This window comes from Lysobacter sp. cf310 (genome assembly GCF_900114355.1).
GTDB lineage: Bacteria > Pseudomonadota > Gammaproteobacteria > Xanthomonadales > Xanthomonadaceae > Lysobacter.
Map to the genome: position 1 here is coordinate 183215 of NZ_FOSS01000003.1, position 20957 is coordinate 204171.

18 protein-coding genes are annotated in these 20957 nt (G+C 66.0%); 6 read left to right on the plus strand and 12 right to left on the minus strand.

Annotated features, from left to right (window positions below; all coding sequences use genetic code 11):
* From BMZ45_RS12150 to BMZ45_RS12180, 8 genes are all read right to left on the minus strand, one after another.
* A partial coding sequence (locus tag BMZ45_RS12150; protein WP_217643197.1) for a hypothetical protein occupies positions 1-257 on the minus strand: 257 nt, incomplete at its 3' end.
* Between the two features lie 32 nt (positions 258-289).
* Positions 290-418, minus strand: coding sequence for a hypothetical protein (locus tag BMZ45_RS22120; RefSeq protein WP_256374555.1), 129 nt, complete (start codon positions 416-418; stop codon positions 290-292).
* Positions 415-1950, minus strand: a complete 1536-nt coding sequence (locus BMZ45_RS12155; protein WP_254776622.1) for a hypothetical protein — start codon at positions 1948-1950, stop codon at positions 415-417. The genes BMZ45_RS22120 and BMZ45_RS12155 overlap by 4 nt, the downstream gene beginning before the upstream one ends.
* A 112-nt stretch (positions 1951-2062) precedes the next feature.
* Positions 2063-4294: a type VI secretion system Vgr family protein gene (gene tssI, locus BMZ45_RS12160; protein WP_091637238.1), complete on the minus strand. Its 2232-nt coding sequence runs from the start codon at positions 4292-4294 to the stop codon at positions 2063-2065.
* A 212-nt stretch (positions 4295-4506) separates the two neighbouring features.
* Positions 4507-5358 (minus strand): OmpA family protein, encoded by an 852-nt coding sequence (locus tag BMZ45_RS12165; protein ID WP_254776623.1) that lies wholly within the window; start codon positions 5356-5358, stop codon positions 4507-4509.
* Positions 5359-5395: 37 nt separating this feature from the next.
* A complete protein-coding gene (gene tagF, locus BMZ45_RS12170) occupies positions 5396-6409 on the minus strand; it encodes a type VI secretion system-associated protein TagF (protein ID WP_254776624.1) in 1014 nt (337 codons plus the stop codon).
* Position 6410: 1 nt separating this feature from the next.
* Complete coding sequence (gene tssM / locus BMZ45_RS12175; protein WP_091636789.1) at positions 6411-10208, minus strand: type VI secretion system membrane subunit TssM; 3798 nt, start codon at positions 10206-10208, stop codon at positions 6411-6413.
* A 126-nt stretch (positions 10209-10334) separates the two neighbouring features.
* Complete coding sequence (locus BMZ45_RS12180) at positions 10335-11351, minus strand: hypothetical protein (protein ID WP_139215478.1); 1017 nt, start codon at positions 11349-11351, stop codon at positions 10335-10337.
* Between the two features lie 33 nt (positions 11352-11384).
* Here BMZ45_RS12180 and BMZ45_RS12185 point away from each other — a divergent pair, with 33 nt between their 5' ends.
* The gene (locus tag BMZ45_RS12185; protein ID WP_254776625.1) at positions 11385-12371 is read left to right on the plus strand and encodes a M15 family metallopeptidase; all 987 of its coding nucleotides are present in this window, start codon (positions 11385-11387) and stop codon (positions 12369-12371) included.
* 54 nt (positions 12372-12425) lie between these two features.
* Here the strand turns inward: BMZ45_RS12185 and tssA are convergent, their stop codons facing one another.
* The 4 genes from tssA to tssJ all read right to left on the minus strand — a co-directional run bounded on the left by tssA (position 12426) and on the right by tssJ (position 16512).
* A complete protein-coding gene (gene tssA / locus BMZ45_RS12190) occupies positions 12426-13487 on the minus strand; it encodes a type VI secretion system protein TssA (RefSeq protein WP_091636795.1) in 1062 nt (353 codons plus the stop codon).
* A gap of 102 nt (positions 13488-13589) precedes the next feature.
* The gene (locus BMZ45_RS12195) at positions 13590-14375 is read right to left on the minus strand and encodes a DotU family type IV/VI secretion system protein (RefSeq protein WP_091636797.1); all 786 of its coding nucleotides are present in this window, start codon (positions 14373-14375) and stop codon (positions 13590-13592) included.
* Positions 14376-14454: 79 nt separating this feature from the next.
* The gene (gene tssK, locus BMZ45_RS12200; RefSeq protein WP_091636799.1) at positions 14455-15789 is read right to left on the minus strand and encodes a type VI secretion system baseplate subunit TssK; all 1335 of its coding nucleotides are present in this window, start codon (positions 15787-15789) and stop codon (positions 14455-14457) included.
* A gap of 147 nt (positions 15790-15936) precedes the next feature.
* A complete protein-coding gene (tssJ, locus tag BMZ45_RS12205; RefSeq protein ID WP_254776626.1) occupies positions 15937-16512 on the minus strand; it encodes a type VI secretion system lipoprotein TssJ in 576 nt (191 codons plus the stop codon).
* A gap of 233 nt (positions 16513-16745) precedes the next feature.
* On the opposite strand from tssJ, the gene BMZ45_RS12210 reads away from it, so the two are divergent.
* The 5 genes from BMZ45_RS12210 to tssE all read left to right on the plus strand — a co-directional run bounded on the left by BMZ45_RS12210 (position 16746) and on the right by tssE (position 20929).
* The gene (locus BMZ45_RS12210) at positions 16746-17342 is read left to right on the plus strand and encodes a tetratricopeptide repeat protein (protein WP_254776627.1); all 597 of its coding nucleotides are present in this window, start codon (positions 16746-16748) and stop codon (positions 17340-17342) included.
* A gap of 37 nt (positions 17343-17379) precedes the next feature.
* Entirely contained in the window at positions 17380-17880 is a 501-nt protein-coding gene (gene tssB / locus BMZ45_RS12215) for a type VI secretion system contractile sheath small subunit (protein ID WP_091636803.1), read from the plus strand.
* 5 nt (positions 17881-17885) lie between these two features.
* The gene (gene tssC / locus BMZ45_RS12220; RefSeq protein ID WP_091636805.1) at positions 17886-19376 is read left to right on the plus strand and encodes a type VI secretion system contractile sheath large subunit; all 1491 of its coding nucleotides are present in this window, start codon (positions 17886-17888) and stop codon (positions 19374-19376) included.
* Positions 19377-19704: 328 nt separating this feature from the next.
* A complete protein-coding gene (locus BMZ45_RS12225; RefSeq protein ID WP_091637242.1) occupies positions 19705-20247 on the plus strand; it encodes an Hcp family type VI secretion system effector in 543 nt (180 codons plus the stop codon).
* 193 nt (positions 20248-20440) lie between these two features.
* On the plus strand, positions 20441-20929 hold the full coding sequence (tssE, locus tag BMZ45_RS12230) for a type VI secretion system baseplate subunit TssE (RefSeq protein WP_091636807.1): 489 nt from the start codon (positions 20441-20443) through the stop codon (positions 20927-20929).
* Positions 20930-20957 lie beyond the last annotated feature (28 nt).

Here is a 20957-nt window from a genome sequence, read left to right on the forward strand (position 1 = left end):
GTCGGCAGCTTGGGCAGAAAGGCCGGGTGGTAGGCGCCCATCGGGATGTGCAGGTTCAAGCCGCCGGTGCCGGCGGTGGCGCGCTTGATCCCGTTGACGTGGACGGTGCCGCCCAGGAAGGGCAGGTAGTCGAACGGGTCCAGCACGATGCCGATATGCGGCGTCGGCAGCGGCACCGGCAAGGGCACCGGTGGGAACACGTACATGTGGATGTCGATACCCAACTGCGGGTCGAAGTGCTTCGCGGCGGTGGTCATGACGGTCGCTCCTTCAACCTTCTGCGTCGTGCCTACAACGCGCTTTTCAATGCACGCAGAAACGCGCGCGCTTCGTTGCTGCTTTCGGGGCCCAGCCAATACACCAAGGCCATCGCCACCACGATGGCGACGAGCAGGATGGCGATGTTGCGCCGGCTCATGCCGCGCTCTCCGCCGGGACCGGCGGCGTAGCCGGATCGCGCGACGCGCCGGCATCGATGAGGTCGCCGGCATCGGGCAACACACCGAACGGCGGCGGCGAGCTCCATTCGGCCATGTCCTTGTCCAGCGGATGCTTCACATCCGGCAATCCGTTCCAGCCCGGATGGAGGAAATCGCGGCCCACGGCCACGACCTTGCGGAAGAACACGTCGCCGCGAGCGATCAGTGCCTCGCGCTCTTCGCACAGTTTCGCGAAGACCGATTCGAGCTTGGCCTCCAGCAGCAGATCGAGCCGGCTCAGTTCGCTCGACGATGGCGTCGGGCCCAAGCGGTCGGCCCGGGTTTCCATGTCCTTGTGCGTGTCGGCGACGGAGGCCTGATAGCGCGCGGCGGCACGTTCGAGCTTGTCCGCGAGCGAGGCGTCCTGCAGGCGCAGCAGATCCTGCAGCAACAGCGGGAACGTCGTCGTCGCGCGCTCGTCCGGCGACAGCGGTTTGGCCTCGCCGATCGCCTGCAAGCCGTGATCCAGCGCCATCTGACGCTTGCCGTCCTTGCCATGGCAGTACGCCGCCATGCGCAGCCCCTCGATCACGAACAGCACGTTGGGGATGCGCCGGGCCACCTCCGAGCCCAGCCTGTACGCCTGCGCGGCCTGACCGTTCTGCCCCGCGGCCAGCCATGCGCCGGCCTCGCCGAACCAGGTCTGCAGCAGCAGCGTGTCGCCGGCCGGATGCCCGGCGGCCTGCGCGCGCGCAGCGCATTCGCGCGCGAGGCGATAGCGTTTGATCGCCTCGCCGTGCTGCTTCTCCTTCAGATGCGCGCCGGCGGTCGCCATGTGCAGGACGACCTGTTGGTCGTGCCATTGCTGCGTCTCGCACCGTTTCATCGCCTTGTCGGCGCGCTGCGCGGTCTGCGCGGCGCTGCCTTTTTCCAGCGAGGTCATGACATCGGTCAGCGCCAGCCTATGCGCGACCTGGGGACCGCTCCCGCCCGACTGGGCGGCGGTCGCCCGGGCGATGTCGAACATGTCGACGGCCGCGTCGATCACCTGCGAGCGGCCCCTGTGGCGATCCACCAGGGCCTGCCAGCCGGGATGCTCCTGGGTATCGGCCATCGCGATGCGGACCCGCGCTTGCGGTTCGCGCGCCTCGGGCGCGGCAAGGGTGGCGTCCAGCCAGGCCTCGAACGCTTCCAGTGAGGTGACACGCTGCGGTTCCAACACCACGACCACATGCCGCCAATGGGCACGGTAGTGCTCGGCGAAGGAGCTCAGCAGGGCCATGAAGCCCGCGGCGGTGTCCGGGTACTCGCGCGCAGTCGGCGACCAGTCCGGCTCGATGCCCTGGTCCTTCAGCGCGTCGCGGTTTTCCTCGAACCCGGCCGCCAGGGTCTGCTTCAGGCCGCGGCTGTAGCCCCAACTGGTCTCGAACGGCACGTCCAGGCGCAGAAACGCGTCCGGTGTATTCCATTCGCCCGGGTGCTGCTGGGCTTCGAAAAACGCCGACAGCATGCGCTTGGCGTTGTCCGGCACGCGCCATACCGCCAGACGCAGCGCGGGATCCTCGCTGGCGTCCAGCCACAGATCGCGCAGCTGCTCCAGCCGCTTTTCGACGGGACTCTTGCTCATCAAGGGCTACTCGCGCTCAGTTCAGGTCGATCTTGGCGCCGTTCACCGTCACGCCGCCGGCGCTTATCTTCACCACCGAACCGTTGCTGGTGATGGTGATTTCGCCATTGTTGATCTCGATGCCCGAAGCGCCCACGCCCAGCTTCAGCACCGCGCCGGAGCCGATGCTCATTTCGCCGGTGGAGAAGGCCGAATGCGTGCCGGTGACGCCGTGTTCGAGATTGCCGTCCACGGTCACGGAGCGGGCGCCCTTGTTGAAGTCGTCGATGCTGCCATCGACCGAGCGGGCATAGGCGCCGACGACGTTGATGTTGCGGCCGCCCTGGATGTTCTCGGTGTGGCCCGCGGTGACGCTGCGGGTGGACACGCCGGTCACGCTCTCGCTCCAGGCACCGGTGCGGATGCTGGTGTAGGCGCCGGTCAGCGTGGTGGCGAACGGGCCGGTGATCGTCTCGGTGTAGCCCACCGCCGGAATGGTCAGCGTCTGGCCGTTCTCGAAGGTTTCGGTGACCGCGCCGGTGATCGTGGCCGTCTGCGTGCCCTTGACCGTACTGCTGCGATTGCCGGTGACCGCGTTGCTCTCGTTGCCCTTGACGGTCTTGCTGCGATCGGCGCCGACGCTTACCGATTGGTTGTTTGCGACATCGGTGGTCTGGTTGTTCTTGATGTTGTTGGCTTGGTCGTTCAACACCATCGTGCTCATGTTCTTCTGAGCATGCAGGTCCATGCTCTGCGAACCGGCGGTGTCGGTCATGGTGAGCGCGTTGTAGCCTTCGCCCTTGACCGTCTTGGATTTGATGCCGCTGACCTCGCCACCGTGCGGGCGCGGGTTGTCTTCGTTATAGACGCGTCCGACGATCAGCGGCCGGTCCGGATCGCCATCCAGGAAATCCACCACGACCTCCTGGCCGATGCGCGGCGCCGATACGCCGCCCATGCCTTCGCCGGCCCAGGGATTGGACACGCGCACCCAGCACGAGCTCTTGTCGTCGAACCCGCCCTGGCGATCCCAGTGGAACTGCACCTTCACCCGGCCGTACTTGTCCTCGTAGATTTCCTCGCCGGCCGGGCCGACCACGGTCGCGGTCTGCGGACCGGGCATCGGCTTTTGCAGGGTGATGCGCTGCGGACGGAACGGAATCTTGCGCCGCAGGCTGATCACGCGGCTGCGGTAGTTGACGCCCTTGGCGTCGCTGAGATCGTCGGGAAAGTCGTTCTCGGCCTCGTGATCCACGCCGACCACGAAGAAGCTGCGGTCGCCGGCGTCGGACTCGGTATGCTCGAAATGGCCGTCCAGCACGAAGTAGCAGCCCGCGGTCAGGTTGCGGTGGTCGCCGGCGCCCTGGAATACCTTGGTCGGCCAGGCCAGCTCCTGCGCGCGGATTTCCGCCAGGTCGTCGCCGGCGGTGGTCGAGTCGAAGCGCGCCGAGCCGCTGTAGGTGTAGCGCTCGAAGGTCGGCAACAGGCCGCGCGGAACCTCCAGCGGACGCTGCCCGGACAGCGCCTTGCTACCGGCCTTGGGGCTGTTCTTGAAATCGAAGGTCTTGTTCGATTCCACCGCCGCGGTGACGGTACGGCGCGCCTCCCACAGGTCCAGGCAACGCTCGTTGAGCAGGCCCTCGTCGCTGTGGAAGCGCACCGGCGCGCGGCACTCGATCTCGTTGCAGCGCGTGGAGTCGTCCAGCAGCATCATGCGATGCCCGTCCTGGGCATGCGTGAAGTGGTACCAGATGCCGGCGTCCTCGAGCAGCCGCGACACGAAGGCGAAATCGGATTCGTTGTACTGCACGCAATAGGCGAGCTTGCGGTACTTGCCGTCTTCCACCACGAATTTGTAGGCGGCGAAGTCCGCGTAGGCGCCGAAGACCTCCTCGACGATCTCCACGACGGTCTTGTCCTGGAAAATCCGGCAATTGCTGGTGTAGTCGAGGAAGGAGAACCAGGGAGACACCGTGGCCGAGTAATTGGTGAGGCCGTCGTCGGTGCCCAGGCGCGCGAACTCCTTCACGTAGCCGTGGAAGTGGCGATCGCCGTAGTCGGTCTTCAGGCTCAGCAGCAGCGGATGCCCGACCACTTCCTTCAGCTCGATGCGGGCGTCGGTGGAGATCAGCTCCACCTTGAGCTCGTACGGGTTGGAAACGGTCTCGGTCCCCTTCAACCTGCGCACGGCGAAGGGTTCCGGCTCTATCCCGCTCTTGACCCGCAGCAAGCGCGTGTCCTGATTGAGTTCGACCACCTTGCCAAACATTTCGCTGTATCCGTACACAGGTTCGTCCTCGTGGCTCTGGCGGCCCGATCCAGGCCGCCGTGTGTTACCGCATTGACTTCAAATGGGGGACTGCGTTGCCGGCCTAGCAAGTCGGACCGATGGTACCGGCGCGACCCGGTCATCTTCGTGAAGCGGCTTCCGCGCAGGGTCGGTCCAGTGCTCATGCGTGGGCGAGGGGCGGGGCGGCGGTCTCATAGCACGCGAAACTCGATCCGACGGTTGCGTGCGCGGCCCTCGACGGTGGCGTTGTCGGCGATGGGTTGATCCGGGCCCGCGCCCTGCGCGGTGACGGTGCTGGCATTGATACCGCGCGAGACCAGATAGGCCTTTACCGCGCTGGCGCGTGCGTAGCTCAGGGCGACGTTCTTCTCATGCCCGCCGGCGCTGTCGGTGTGGCCGACGACCTGCACCGGGCGATTGCCGACCTGGGACCAGGCGGCGACCAGTTCGTCGAGGATCGCGGCGCCGGCCGAGGTCAGGGTGGCGCTGCCGCTCTCGAACTCGACGATGCGGTTGGCCAGGGTGGCCTGAAGCACGTTGACCTTGGCCGCACGCAGGCGGTTGGTCACCTGGTAGGTGGAATTGAGCGAGGTCGACAGGTCGCTGGCCACCTGCTGCCGCACGGCTTCGTTGCCGACTTGCCCGCTGATGGTGACGGCGTTGCCGGCGATGCGCAGCTCGCCTTGCGAGACCTGCTGCAGGCTGGGACTGAGTACGTTGCCGACGTGCTCGCGCCAGTTGGGCGGGGCGATCAGCGAACCGTCGACTTCGATGCGATCGACCACGGCCGCCGCGCCGTACAGCGCCCGCAGCTTGTTCAGCACGACCTGCTTGGTGGCTTCGTCCGGAACCGCGCCGCTGGCGACGACGGGCTTGCTGGCCGCCGCCGGCGCAGGCGTGGCGACCACCGGCGAGGGCGTTTGCGCGAGCGCGCAGGCGCAGGCGAGCGCCAGGCCGGCGAACATCGCCGACATCGCGCCTGCGCGCACGCGGCGGTGGCCTTCGCCGCCACGCGGGCGCACGGCACCCGGCGACGGGGTCAAGGCAGAAGCCTGCTGCGATGGGAGTGGCATGCGCATATCATTTTCCCAGAAAGGTTTCGCCGAAACTTGTGCGCGCCGTGCGCATCGACAATTCGTCGCGCTCGAGGTAACTGACCAGGCGGGCGAGGGCGGCGTCCTCCTCGATGTAACTCTCGACCCATTCGGCATCGTCGACGCGGATGATGCGGTCGGCGGCGATCTGGGGATCGAGCGCGGCCTGCAAGGTGCGGCCGTCGGCGCCGTGAAACCCGACCACCAGGCGCGGACCCTCGGGCGCATGAGCGCCCTCTCGGCTGGCCTCTTTGATCAGGATGGCCAGTTCGACATCGGCATTGGTCAGGAAGCCGGCGATCAGGTCCAACCAGAACGCCGCCACCAGCGGGCGATACAGCGGGTCGCGCGGCAACGGCAGCGACAGCCCCTTGTCCACTTGCTCCAGGCCGCCCGACAGCAAGGGCTGCAAGAGCAGGCCCAACGCGGGCAGCGTCCACTTCAACGACAAGTGGGGATGCCCGGACTCGCGCAGCAGGGCCTGCAACGAAGCCACGTCCTGCAGATCGAGAAAATCGTGAAACGGCGCATCGTAGACGGCATGGTCGGCGACCATGCCGATGCGGCTTTCCGCCAGTTCGCGCAGCGGCTCGGCGGCATCGGCCGCGGCCAGCGCCTGCCGACTGAGGCGGGCGAGGGTGGACCACAGCCGCGACAGCGCCAGCGGGCTGCGCCCGATGAAGCCCAGCGGCTGGCTCAGCTCCAGCCGTGTGGCGGTGAGAAACGGGAAGCGGCGATCGGTGGCATCGCGGCTGGGCAGGAAGTGCCCGCCGATGCCGAGCCGGTTGCGCGAACCGATGAAGGCGAAGTGCATCGGCTGGGCCTCGTCGTAGAGCTGCTTCCAACCCGGATCCTGAGTCAGCAGTTCCACGCCCTGACCGGCCCAGCGATCGAGCAGCCCCATCAAGGGATGGCTTTCGGAGGTACGCACGAAATCGCCGCGAGTGGGCAACTTGCCGAAGTAGCTCACCGGCAGTGGGGTTTCCGCGACCATCGCCATGTCAGCGCGCCTCCCTGGCCACCGCGGGCGCGGTGGTCGCGCCGGCCGCGGTCGTGCCGGCCGGTATCGCCACGGGCGCGGACGGCGCGGGCACGGCGGTGGCGCCGGCGCCGGCCACCGTGGACGGCAATTGCAGCCCTTTGAATCCCACCGTCGTCGGCGCGGCCGCGCGGGTGGTGCTGATCACGCGCAATTCGAAAGCGACGCTGGCTTCGCTGTTGCCCAGCGTCAGACGGTAATGGTCCTTGCCCAGCGAGACCGGCTGGGCCGCGTCGAACAAACGCTTCATGCCGTTCTGGCCCGGCGAATTGAAGACCTCGACCGTGCGGCCGTCCATCGTGACCGCGCTGACCGTAACGCCCGGCGCGCCCGGCCCCGGCGTTTGGAAGGTCTTCCACGTGGGCGGCGTATTGCGGTAGCGCAGGCTGTCGCCGTCGACGATGACCGTGTACTCGCGACCGCTGGCGGGCAAGGGCATGACCTCGAAGATCGCGGTCGGGCCCGCGGCGGCGGCGCTGCCTTCTCCTGCCACCCAGCTGGCGAGGTTGCTGGTGAACTCCGGCCGCAGGGCGATGCCCATCTGCGCCCACTGCCGGGGCGAGATCGCGTTGCCGCGGCGCACGACCAGCGGACCCAGCGCGTCCTTGCTGAAGTTGGCGATCGCGCCGCTGGCGCCGAACACGGTGTTGATGTCGGCCTGGGCGGCCTCCACCGATGCTCCGGTGTTGAACGGGTACTTGCTGGCCAGAGTGGATTGGAACGGCGTATAGACCTGCTCGGTCCAGGCGCGGTTGATCTCGCCTTCGGCCGGGCGCACCAGCGCGGCGAACGCGGAGATCAAGGGCCGCATCAGCAAGGGACGCAGCGCCTCGCGCTGGGTTTCGCTGAGGCCCGAAACGATTTGCTCGTCCACCAGGGACGCGACCTCCGCCAGCTCGGAGTTCTGGTTCTCCAGCGTGTCCTGCATCAATTTGCGCGCACCCGGGCCGGGATCGCCTTCGGTCTTGATCGCGTTCAGGCGCGTATGCAGTTTGCCCAGCGCCGCGAAATACTCGTCGATCAGCGGCGGATTGTTGTCGCGAGGCGTCATCAGGCGGGCGAGCCCGCGGAACTCGGCGCCGATCGGCCCGGTGGGCACCGGCTCCTGCTTGCCGGTCGCCGGGTTGATCTGCATCGGAATGCCGGTGGTGTTGCGACGCATGATCACGCGGTTGAACCACTCGATCAGGCCCTTCTTGGCCAAGCCCTTGGCCGCCGCTTCGGCGCCGGGGTTGTCCCAGACGGTCTCGCGGTTCACCGCTTCCAGCAGCTTGCGCAAAGGCGAGTGGGCCGGATCGGCCAGCGAGCCGGTGCGGGTCGCGGCCTGGTCGAAGGTGCCGAACTCCGGCACGCTCACGCCGCGCATGAACTTGCGCCACTCCAGCGCGTACTGCGCCTTGTACATCGCCGCCAGTTCCTTGGCGATGTGCTCCGGGCTTCCGGCCAGGCTCAGATCGCTGGTCACCGTCTGCTCCAGCACCCAGTCGGTGCTGGACAGTTGCGAACTCGACGCTTCCTCGACCGCGTCCTCCACATACTGTTCCCAGGCGGTGCGCGAGAATGCGCCGGGTATGGCGTAACTGCCGGCGATGCCGCTGTTCTTCGCATCCTCGCCCAACAGGCTGTCGACCGTGATCGGCGGGAAACGCACTTGCGCGCGTTGCTTGATCTGCGCGAACACGCGCTCCACCGCCGGCGCGCCTTTCATCACCGGCCCCAGGGCGGCGCGGGCCTGTTCGACCAGGTTGAACTTGGGCTCCACCAGCGGCCAGTTCGGCTCGGCGCTCTCGGCGACGTAGAACGACATCAGCTTGGAGGCGACCTGGCTCATGCTCTCTCGCGGCACGTTGCCGCGGTTGGCCTCCAGCCAGCCGCGCCAGTAACGCGTCAGCTGATCGTTCAGATGCGCGGCCTCGATATGGCTGCGGCCGCTATCGCTGATCATCAGGTAGGTCTTGAGCGCGTTGTAGGCGTCGTCGAGATTGGCCGCCGACGGCTCCTGATAGAGACTCTCGCTGGCGATCACCGTGACCGCCTTGTCCTCGCCGACGCCGCCGACCGGGATGGGCTTGAGATCGCCGCGATGGGCGTGCACATCGGCCAGGAACCCCTCCAGCCGGGTCGCCACCGGCTGCAGCATGAGCTGGCGCATGCCGTTGAAGTACTCCTGGCGCAGCTTGGCCTCGATGCGCTCGCCCTGGTACAGGCCCAGGCCCAGCTGCAAGGGATGGTCCTCGCGGTAGGCCTTGAGCTGGGTCAGGCGATCCTGCAGGACCAACAAGGCGTCGATACGCGACTTCAGATCGGTCTTGCCCTTCTGCAGCGCAACCGCCTTGTCGAGGTCGGCCGCCACGTTGCTGACCAATTGCTTGTTGGCCGTATACGACACCGTCCAGCCGGTGAGCGCGATAGCCAGCAGCGCCACCGACGCGAAGAACGCCACGTAACGCAGCTTGACGGAGGTCGGGCTGGCATAGCGTCGCACCAACTGCCGATCGGCGAAGATCACCTTGCGGAACAGCCCGAGCACGAAGTGGCTCTTGTCGCCATGCGGATTCGGCTCGCCCGCGCCGACCCGCGGCCCCAGCGAGAACTGCTGCGCGATGCGCTCGGACGTGGGCTGCACCGCGACGCCGTCCTGCAGCGCGCTGGTGAAGTAGAAGCCGCGAAACACCGGCTTGAACTGGTAGGGGTTGTCTTCGAACAGCGTGGCGATGAAGGTGCGCAGCGCCGGCTTGATGCCGGCGAACTCCAGCGGCATCGTCAGCAACCCGGGCGGCAGTTCGCGGCCGCGGCGCAGGGCCATCTGGGCGACGCTCATTTCCTTCAGGCCTTCGCTGAGCTCGTCGAAGCGCGCATCGAAAGCGGTCAGCGCCTCGGCCTCGCCCTTGGGATCGTAGGGCAGGGTCGCGCCCCACACGCCTTCGCGCTCGCTGGGGTCCAGCCCCTGGAAGAATTCGGCGAAGCCGGAGATCAGGTCCGCTTTGGTGAACACCACGTACACCGGCGCGAACACCTCCAGACGCTCGGTCAGCTCCTGTACGCGCTGGCGCAGGTTCTTGGCGAGTTCGATGGCGAACTCGGGTTTGCTGGCGGACAGCTCGGCGATCGAGGCGGCGATGATGATGCCGTTGATCGGCGCACGCGGCCGATTCTTCTTGAGCAGGCCGAGGAAGGAGAACCATTCCTGGCGGTCTTCGGCGTTGACGGTGTAGCGGCCGGCCGTGTCCAGGACGATGCCTTCGGTGGTGAAGTACCAGTCGCAGTTGCGCGTGCCGCCCAGGCCGTGGATGACATTGCTGCGGTTGTCCTCGAACGGGAACCGCAGGCCGGAATTGAGGATGGCGGTGCTCTTGCCGGCGGCGGGATTGCCGATGATCACGTACCACGGCAGTTCGTAGAGCGCGGCTTCGCCCTTCATCACCCCGAGTTTGGAAGACTTGATGGCCTTGACGGCCTCGTTCATGCGCTCGCGCAGCACTTCGGTCTCGGCGCGGGCGGCGGGCTTGGCGGCGGCCACGGCCTGGTTCGCCTGGGTCGCGACGATGCGTTCCAAGCGCTGCTCGGCGCGATGGGCGCGGAAGCTCTTGACCGTCCACCACAGCAGCCACAGGAACAACAGGACGATGGCGCCGATCGCGAGCCAGCCGCCCCAGGATACGAGCCGTTCGTAGCCGAAAGCGGCAAGCGCCACGCCCAGTACCGCGACCAGGGCGATACGGATGCGGTAGTCCATCAACCAATAGCGGAGCTTGCTCATCATCAGGTTCGTCGTACTTCTGGCTCAGGTTGGATCGGGTGGGTTGGGTTCATTCGCGGGCGACGCGACGGTCGACGAGTACTGGGCCTACGACGCCTGCCTGGACCACGACGCGCGAAGGATCGTTCAATGCTTCATCGCACAGGCCGCGTTCTTTCCGCCGTAGTCGCGGCAGGCTTTGATACGGCAATCGATGCCCGCGGTGGTGTTGGCTTTGGGGCAACGGCGCAGATCGCGCTGCAGCTTTTCGGCGCTGGCCAGGGGCTCGCTTACGCCGATCGGCTCGATGCGCGCAGGCGAGTTTCCGGCGGGGCCGGCGGAAGGCCCGGACGCGCCGGCCGCGTCGACCTGCTCGATCAAGGCATCCAGGACCTCATGATCGGCGCCGGTTTGCGGGCGTATCACTTTCGACTCCGGCCGCGCGGTGGGTACGGCCGGCGCGGTGAGGACAGCGGGAGCGCCGGGCGAGCTGATCGGCGTCGCCTCCGCCGTCACGATGTTGCTCAGCAAAGAATTTCCCAACGCCGTTTCGTCGCCTTCGCTCCTGGCCTTGACGGCCAAGGGCGCGGCGGCCTTGGCGGGAGCGTGCGTGCGCGCGACGGCGATCGCGCTCGAACCTGTCGCGGGTGTCGCGCGCTTGGCCGTGGCCGCGCTGCGCTTGTCCGGCGCGTTCGCGTCGTTGAAGGGGTTGGCGCGTTTGGCCGGTCGCTGCGGGTTCGCGCTTTCGCCGAACGGATTGGGGCCGGGCGTCGCGGGAACCGATTTGCCGCCGAACGGATTGTCGGCATCGACGATGGCCGCGGTATCGGCGACCGCGGCGGCGGGAGCGGACGCCAGCGGATCGACGGCGGCGTCGGCCGAAGGAGACGATTGCGCGGACGGCGCAGGTGTCGACGACGCGATATCCGGACTGGCCGCGTCATCGAAAGCGTTCCAGGCGAACACGCCGCACAGCGCCAACACCGCGACAGCGAGCATCGCCAGCACCGGTCGTCGACGAAGATCGCGCGCGCTCGTCGTATGCGGCCGCCCCTGCTCAACGTCTGCTAGGATGCGGCCCGCAGCGGGCGCCTTGTCTGCTGCGCTCGCATCGCTGTTCGCCAATAGGCTGGGGCGATTCGGCTTGACCTTTTGCCGATCCAAGGCGGACTCCTTTCCTTATGACCTTGCACGGACATGTATGTCCGCTTGCATTCTAACGGCAGCGGTCCGGTCGCAGTCAACGCGAAACGGCAAGTCGCGATGCCTATTCATCAAGCTGAGGAAACTGTGATCGCAATCGCTATGGCGATGTTTCTGATCTTGGCGGCGATGGCTGCGTGGCTGCTGCTGTTTCCATCGGCGCGTGACGATGCGCACGAATGGTTGCGCAGCGTGATTCGCAAGTTGCGCACATCGATCGGTCGCGCCAGCGCGAAGGCGGCCACGCAGGCCGGCGATTCTTCTCGCGCCACTCGCGTGGCGAGCCAACGTACGGTTGGCATGTTGTGGCGCTATCGGTGGTCGCTGCTGGCCGCGGCGATGCTGCTCGGCCTGCCGCCGCTGATCGTTCTGTTGGTCCGTCACGACAGCGTGCACCTGGCGTCCTTCGAGACCGGTTACACCGATCCCGTCGGCAACCCGCAGATCCTCGAGCTGTTGAATGGCGAGCGCCTGGTGCCGCCGCCGGCGCTGCCGCCGGAAGTGTTCGTGATCGCCGAGGCTGAACGGCAACAGCTGGATCGGGTCGCGGCGGAACTGGTGCCGGACAAGATCGTCAGCGCCGATCGCCGTTGGGACGCGATCGATCCGGCTTTCCAGCAACGCGTGCTGGTCATCTACGCCCTGATGAAGCAGCGCGGTTACGACATGGCCCTGGTTGAGGGCTATCGCAGCCCGGCGCGCCAGGCCGAGCTGGCCGCCGCCGGCAAGGCCACCCGCGCCAAGGCGGGGCAGAGCTGCCATCAATACGGATTGGCCGTCGACAGCGCGATCCTGAAGGACGGCAAGCTGCAGTGGAACATGAACGACGATTGGGTGCGCGAAGGCTACTTTCTCTATGGCGAACTCGCCGAGCAGGCCGGTCTGAGCTGGGGCGGCAACTGGCGTTCGATCAAGGATTACGTTCACGTCGAAGCCAAGACCGCATGCCGCGATGCGCGCCGCAGGGCAGGGCACGGCTGAGGGCGCGGCTCTCGCGTCGCAACGCACGGGGATACGCCGGCGCCGCGCCATGATTCAGTCCTCGCCGTTGCCGGCCTCGGCGTCCAAGGTTTCCAGCATGTGCTCCAGCGTGGAGTGGTCCTTGACCACGCGCTTGAGCCAAACGTGCAGCGGCATCTCGCCCCAGCGTGCGGCCTTCTCGGCCAAATAGGCGACCGGACTATGCGGTTCGGTCTGGCGGAAGAATTCGGCCACCCGACGCAGTTGCGCAATGGCCTCTCGGCGGTTGTTGATCGCAGCGTTCACGTCGCCGGACAAGGGGGCCGTATCGGCCACGCGCTGGGCGGGGGCGACCGTCGTCTCCGTGTACGTGGAGACGGTGGAACCACCGGCGTCGCCGTCGAACAACACGCCCGCCTCGCGGGAAAAACGCATCGCCGCTTCCCGCACCAACTGCATCTGCTCGCGCAGGCTGGCGAAGCTCGGGCTTTCCTGACCCAGGCGCGCGTCCACGACCTGCTCCAATGCGGCCAGCGCTTCCTGGCAATCGGGCACGGTCGCGGCCAAGCGCACATAGAACGCATGCGGCGTGTCGCGCCTGGCGGCATCGAAGCGTTCCATCGACAGCCCGGTACCGGCATCGCTCTCGCTGCGACGGTTGCGCGCGGCTTCGAAATCGGCCAGGCCGTAACGGCCCTGCGCCGACTGCACCAGCGGCAATCTGCGCACCCACAGCTCGGCGTTGGTCAGCAACCAGGCGACGTTGCCGACGCGTTGTTCCAGATCGCCGTCCTCCACCTGTGGGTGCACCTCTTCCCAGTACCGCTCCAGCAGGCCGGTCATCACCCTGAGCCCGTCGGCCAGGCCGGCGAAGGACTGGGTCTGCATCTGCGCCTCGGCCAGCCACGACGCCAGCCGCAGATCCTTGCTGCGTTCGCGCAGCAGCTTGGCGCAGCGATGGGCCACGCCGTGCCAGTCGGCGGACTTGAGATCGGTGACCCATTCGCCTTGTTCCAGGGTCGGATCGTCGGCGCGACGCGCTTCGACCACCGCGTCGAAATCGGCGGAGAAGGACAAATCCTCGCCAGCCGGTGAGACATCGGAAATAGGAGCGAGCAGTTCTTCCAGTGAGGTCATGGGCGGCTTCCTGCGTGGTGCAAGCGTCGGTCGATCTGCGCGGGTCGGGCGCGTCGGGCGGACGCCACGCTACGGCCAGCGACGGCGAGATGCCGGCGCGGGTCAGGGCAAGGTAATGGTCAGGTGCGCGGTGCGCGCCGGCATCTGCACGACGTTGTCGTACGCGGCCAGCCGTTGTTCCGTACTGCGCCCCAGCATGGCGTTCATCATCATGAAAGCGAACAATCCCGCCGCCGCCAGCAGCACGGCCGGCGCCCACATCGGCACCACCCGGCGCAGCGCGTGCGCGATCTTGTCCGGCGGCAAGGCGTGCGGCGCGAAGCCCGCGCGCCTGCCCTTCAGGGACGCGATTTCATCGCCGAGACGGGCGGTGAGATAGCCGAGCTTTTCCGTGCCCTCCAGCCGATACTTGCCCTCGAAACCCAGCAGCAGGCAGTAGTGGTACACCTCCAGCGACGGCAGGCGCGCCGCACCCTGCAGGCGCAGCTGCTCCAGGCGATCGAAGAAATGCTCGCCGGCCAGGTGTTCCCCGAACAGGCGCAACTGCAGCGGGTGCAGTTCCCAGGTGTCGCGCAGCGCCGAGGGTTGCGACAGGATGACCTCGTCCACCGCCGCGCAGAACGCGTACTTGGACGCATACACGTCCTCGGCCGGAATGTTCAGCTTGGCCGCGCCGCGCTCGGCGCTCTCGAGGAAGCGTTGCACGGCCTGCACGAAGGTCTCCTCGCTGGCGGGCAACTGCCCGCGCTTGAGCAGCATCAGCAGATAGAAGCCTTCGGACATCAGGTCGAGGAGGCTGCGCGCCGGCGCGGATGCGGGTGCGGCGGCCGCCATCGCCGGAGTCAGCGAGGGCATGGGTTGCGGCGCGGACGATGGGTTGTAGTTCATGACTTCCTTGACTTTTCTGCGTCTGGACCGTGGTTCGTACGCGGGCGAGCGTGTACGACGCGCCCGCGGCAGACGGGCTTCAGGGCGCCAGCACGATCAGTTCCATCTTCAAATCGCGCACACCCGCCGGCACGTAGATCATCGCCGACTGCGCCTTCAACATGCGCTCGTACAGCGGGCCGCGCGGCTCAAGCGCGAAATACTGACTGCCTGGACGCACCGGAATGGCGGCGGGCACCTGCGGGACATGGGCCAGCTTCACGCCCGGCAAGGCCGACAGCACGCACTTCTCGACATCGTCCGGCGCGCCGATCTTGAATCGCACCGGCACCGTCTGCACCAACTCCGGCGCCGGCAGATCCGCGGACACGCAGACATAGAACTGCGACTTGTCGTCGATCTTCTGCGAATCCAGCCGCCCCAGATGGAACGAGGGCTTGACCTCGTTCAGCGCGATCTGGAAGTAGCGCGCCGAGATCACGGTATCGATCAGCTCGCGGATCATGCCGAACAATCGGTCGAAGCCGCCCTGCGGATCGGCATGGTCGTAAGCGGGCAGGTCGGCGAGCGCGTAGCCCTTGGAGAAGGTGAGCAGCGCGCCGGCCAGCCGCAGCAATTCGGCGAACAGCCGCTCCGGATGCAGGCCCGGGTGCCGGAACAGATGCCCCAAGGCGGCGAAACCGGAGTTGGCGGTGTGCAGCAACCAGAACGAGGCGATGTCGCCGGAACGGAACTCGATCACATGCTGCGAGGGTTCGCGATGATGCCCGTACAGGGCGTCCACCTTGGCCTGCAACACATCCAGCAGGCGGCGCAGTTCCAGCTGCAGCACCGGCGAGGCGGCGATGGAGAGGCTGGGCGCGATGAAACCGTCGTCCAGCTCGAAGCCGCCGGTCGAGGTACGCCGCACGCGCGCGATCGGCAAGGTGCTGAACGGATCGCGCGGTTCTTCGCTGGTGAGCAGGCGCACGCTCTTGCGCAGGAACGCCAGCTCGGCTTCGGCGGCGTCGGTATACAAATCGCTGGTCGCGTGGCTGGCCTGCACGAAACGCGACGCCGACGACTCGCCGGCGATCGCGCAGTTGCCGCCGTGGTCCTTCAGCAAGGGCAGGGCCAAGTGAATGGTGGTGTGCTGAACGCCCGCCGGCAGCCCGGTCAGCGCCAACGGTTCGGGGAGTTCGTCGTCCGTGGGGGCGTGATAAATCTCACCGTCGGGGAAGATCGCCGACAGCTGCAGGGCGCGCACGGTGCCGCTGGCCAGGCTTTGTTCGTCGAAACGGGCCGAACGCAGGCCCCAGCCATAGGGATGCAGCGCCGCGGCCACGTTCTGCAATCGCGCCTCGTGGTACGCGTCCTGGCGCTGGAAATGCTGCGGACGCAGGAACAAACCTTCGCCCCAGAAAACTTTCGACATCCTGCTCACGATGACCGCTCTTCCTTGTTCATCCATGTGAATCCATCGACCTTGGCACCTGCTCTTCAGCCAGTCTCGACCCTATCGGATACGGCACCACGATCGTCCATCAAAGCCGGCGGCGCCGTCTATGCGCCGATCGGCTTCTTAGCCGCGCGGACAGCTCGCGCCCGAGAGGCTGTGCGCCTCGCTCGCCAGTTTCGTGGTCAGCGCCTCGCCGCTGGTGGTGGTCATCGCGCAGGCGTGCAGCCCAAGACGGATGCCGCTCTTGGCCGCTTTCTTGGTATCGAAGGTGAACCGCCAGCGCACCGCCGCGGGTGTGCGGAACAGCGCGACGATGCCGACCTGACCGGCGTCGGGAGCGACGCGCTCGATCAATTCATGATCCTGACCAGGCATCACCAGGATCTCGGTCACCTTCACCAGGTCCGCTCCCAGCGCCGATTTCTCGCTGTTTTCATCGAGGAAGGCGGAGTAGGGCGCCTGCTCGAAGGCCGTGGTGCTCTTGAGCTGGTAGACCTTGACCACCAACGCCAATCCTTTCGTGCCATTACCCGCATTCAAGTTTTGCGCCGCGAGCAGTTCCAACGGAACCACCTTCTCTTTCGGCTGGGGTGTCTTCAGTCCGGCGATCTCCATGGCCTTGCCGCAGCCAGACAGCGCCAGCACCAGAACGCTACAAAACATTGCAAGCGCAATGTTCCGGAAAGAATGCAAGTCCATTTGACGACTCTTGGCGGGGGATGACGTATCCGTGACGACTAATCACGTTGACGATGCGGAGAAGACTACTATACCGTTGGCTGGAAAGCGCATGATCTGACTATCCTGCACGCGTGATAGATGTCACGTTAAACGTCAGATGAAACATCGCGTTAAACGCATGTCGATTTGCCGCTAACATTTCGCTAACGCTCAGCGCACAGGATTGAGCGAGTACACAAGGAGGTGAGGCCATGAAGCCGTTTCCGTTGATCCGACGCAACGTCGCCATGATCGTGATGGCCGCGTTGCTGGCGGCTGCCGGCGGCGATGCGTTGGCGGCCAAGAAGCCGCGCACGCGCGACTACGAGCCGCACATGAAGAAGGCCGAAGCCTACGCCCGGGTCGGAAAGGTCGAGGACGCACTGATCGGTTTCGACAATGCCGCCCAGGCCGACCCCACCCGCAAAGAGCCGTGGGTACGCACAGCGCAGTTGCAATTCGATGCCGGCCACTACGGCCGCGCCATCGTGTCCGCGGAGGAAGTGCTGCGACGCGATCCCAACGACAAGATCGCCGACAGCATCCTGACCGTGGGCGGCCTGCGCGTGGCGGCGCAATCGCTGCAGCGTCTGCAAGCCAACGGCGGCCTCAATTCGCCCACCGCGCGCAAGGAAGCCGAGGTGCTGGCGCGGACGATGCGCGCCACGATGGGCTCGGCGGTGTTCGTCAACGCCTACGAAGGCGGCCCAGGCCCGGTCAAGTCCAAACGCCCCAAGCCGCGCCCCAAGGCCGCGGCGCCCAAGCCCGCCGTCAACGCCAATCCGTTCGACGATCCTAACGGCGGCTGACCATTCGCAACACGACAGGGACACGCAGGAGATTGCAATGTCGAAGAAGGAAAGCATCCAGAAGAAGCTGCAGAAGGTGCGGCCTCCGCGCGTCCAGCTGACCTACGACGTGGAGAAGGGCGACGCCATCGAGCAGAAGGAAATCCCCTTCGTGGTGGGCGTGCTCGGCGACTTCAGCGGCAAGCCCGAGCAGGCTTTGCCGAAGATCAAGGACCGCAAGTTCGTCAATGTCGACATGGACAACTTCGACCAGGTGCTCGAGGCCACGTCGCCGCGAGCGGCTTTCCGGGTGCCCAACAAAATCAGCGAGGACGGCGGCGAGTTCGCCGTCGAAATGAAGTTCAAGACGCTCGACGACTTCCGCCCCGAAGCGGTGGTGGAGCAGGTCGAGCCCTTGCGCAAGCTGCTGGAGGCCCGCACCAAGCTGGCCGACTTGCGCAACAAGATGGCCGGCAACGAAAAGCTTGAGGATCTGCTCAGCGATGTGCTGAGCAACACCGAGCAGCTCAAGAAGCTCAGCAAAGAAGGCCAGGAGTAAACTCCATGACTCCCCACGCAACCACCGCCTCGCAGGGCACCGCGGACCTCGCCGAATTCAGCTTGCTCGACCAGATCGTCGAGCAGAGCAAGGTGGCGAAGTCGACCAGCGAGCACCAACGCGCCAAGGACCTGATTTCCGAACTGGCCAAGGAAGTGCTGGAAGGCACGGTCGTGGTGTCGGACAACCTCGGCGCCACCCTGGACGCGCGCATCGCGGAGCTGGACGGCATCATCTCCGAGCAGGTCAGCGCGATCATGCATCACTCGGAGTTCCAGCAGCTCGAGAGCAGCTGGCGCGGCCTGCATTACCTGTGCTCGCAAACGTCTACCGGCACCACCCTGAAGATCAAGATGTTCAACTCGCCGAAGAAGGACATGGTCAAGGACTTCAAGTCCGCGATCGACTTCGACCAGAGCGCGTTGTTCAAGAAGGTCTACGAAGAGGAGTTCGGCACCTTCGGCGGCTCTCCGTTCGGCACCCTGATCGGCGACTACCAGCTGGGCCGTTCGCCCGAGGACATGTACTTCATCGAGCAGATGTCGCACGTGGCCGCGGCGGCGCACGCGCCGTTCATCAGTGCCGCCTCGGAGGAACTGTTCGGCCTGGAAAGCTTCACCGACCTGGGCAAGCCGCGCGACCTGGCCAAGATCTTCGACACGGTCGAGTACGCCAAGTGGAAGTCCTTCCGCGACGGCGAGGACAGCCGCTACGTCGGCCTGACCCTGCCGCGGTTCCTGGGCCGTCTGCCTTACAACCCGAAGGACGGCACCACGGTCGAAGGCTTCAATTTCGTCGAGGACGTCGACGGCGCCGACCACAGCAAGTACCTGTGGTGCAATACGGCCTACGCCTTCGCCACCCGTCTGACCCAGGCGTTCGAGAATCATGGCTGGTGCGCGGCGATCCGCGGCGTCGAGGGCGGCGGCCTGGTCGAGGACCTGCCGACCCACACCTTCCGCACCGACGACGGCGAAGTCGCGCTCAAGTGCCCGACCGAAATCGCCATCACCGACCGCCGCGAAAAGGAGCTGAGCGACCTGGGCTTCATCCCGCTGGTCCACTGCAAGAACACCGACTACGCCGCGTTCTTCGGCGCGCAGTCGGCGCAGAAGGCGCGCAAGTACAACACCGATGCGGCCAACGCCAATTCCGCGCTGTCGGCGCAGTTGCAGTACATCTTCTCGATTTCGCGGATCGCCCATTACCTCAAGGCGATGATGCGCGAGAAGATCGGCAGCTTCGCCTCGGCCGGGAATGTCGAGGAGTTCCTGAACCGCTGGATCGCGCAATACGTGTTGCTCGACGACAACGGCAGTCAGGAGGCCAAGGCCCAGCATCCGCTGCGCGAGGCTTCGATCCAGGTGTCGGAGATCCCCGGTCGTCCGGGCGTCTACCGCGCCGTAGCGTTCTTGCGTCCGCACTTCCAACTCGACGAACTGTCGGTTTCGCTGCGCCTGGTGGCGGAGCTTCCGGCCGGCGCGAGCAAGAGCTGATCGATCGGGACGCCGTCCGTCGCTTGCCCGCTCGATGCGGGCAAGCGGCACCCGACGTGAGGTAGTGCGAATGCAGGAGCATGAGCCCTGAGCAGGCTCCCGCGAGTTTTGGATAGCTCGCGGAACATGGCGCGGCCGTAAGCCGCGCCAAGAGGCGGGATGGCTTTCATCCCGAAAGGTCTGCGAGCACGGAGTGCTCGGCCGGACCTGCCCTCAACTGGGGTCAGTGGCCCCCGAATTGGCTGTATTTGCAATAGCTTCGACATATTGGCGGTTCTTAGAATCATCCACTCATCTCTCATGTCACATGGACGAAAAGGAAGCATTCATGGCTATCAACGAGAAGTACGAAGCACACAAGCAACCCATCAGCGCGTTCCTCAACATCGACAACAAGGCCATCAAGGGCGAGTCGCACGTCGAGAAGTACAAGGACGAAATCGAGCTGTCCTCGGTGCGCTGGAACATCAAGCAACCCAAGTCGGCCACCGTGTCCTCCTCCGGCGGGCAGAGTTCGGCGCGTTCGGTGTTCGAGGGCATCGAGTTCGTCAAGAGCGCCGATCTGGCCTCCACCGGACTGTTCCAGGCGGCTGCCAACGGCACCGTGTGGGCCAAGATCCGCTTGGCGCTGACCCGCCAGGACGGCAAGGAAGGCCAGCACATCGAGTACTGCGTGATCGAGGCGCTCAACGTCGTGGTCAGCGAAGTTGAGGTGCGTAACGGCGCGGACGGCGTGCTGGAAGAGCATGTCCGCCTGAATGTGGGCGCGATCAAGCAGACCTACACCCAGATGCTGCCCAAGGGCGGTGCGGGTGGCAACGCGGTGGCGCAGTACAGCTTCGCCTTGGCGAAGCCGACCTACAGCGTCTGAGAAAGCCGGCGGATGGCGGCTCGTTCCGTCATCCTCCTGCGGCAACGGGCGCGAAGGCCGCGCCCGTTGCATTCCAAGCATCGGTTTGTCGTAAACCGATCACCCGGACGGGGCGAGTCCCGGGATTCCGTCCCGATCGCCCCCCAAGTAGCGCGGGATCGTTCCCGCCGGCTCCACTCCTCATAACAGGATCATGAAAGGACTCGAACCCAGCCTGCTCGAACGCCTGTTCGACGACGAGCCACGCAGTCCGGGAACGAACGGCATGTTCAAGACGCTGTCGCTGGACCAGTACAAGGAGTCCGTGGCCCGCGACCTGGAAAGCCTGCTCAACAGTCGCGCGGCGTTCTCCGAAGAGCTGCTGAAGGCCTTTCCCCAGTGCCAGCAATCGCTGATGACCTACGGACTCGTCGATTTCTCCTCGATGAGCCTGGCCAATGCCTTCGAGCGCGTGGCCATCTGCAGATCCCTGGAGCAAGCCATCGCGCGCCACGAGCCGCGCCTGCACAACGTGCGCGTCGCCCTGGAGCGCAACGGCCGTGGGGCAGGGGGGCTGCATTTCGCCATCCACGGCCTGCTGGACGTGCAACCGGCGCGCGAACCGGTGAGTTTCGACGCGATGCTGCAACCGACCACGCTGCAATATTCGGTGAGCCGCCTGCGCCGGCCGGCGGTCGCATGAGGTCGCCATCGCGCATCGTCCGTCTCGA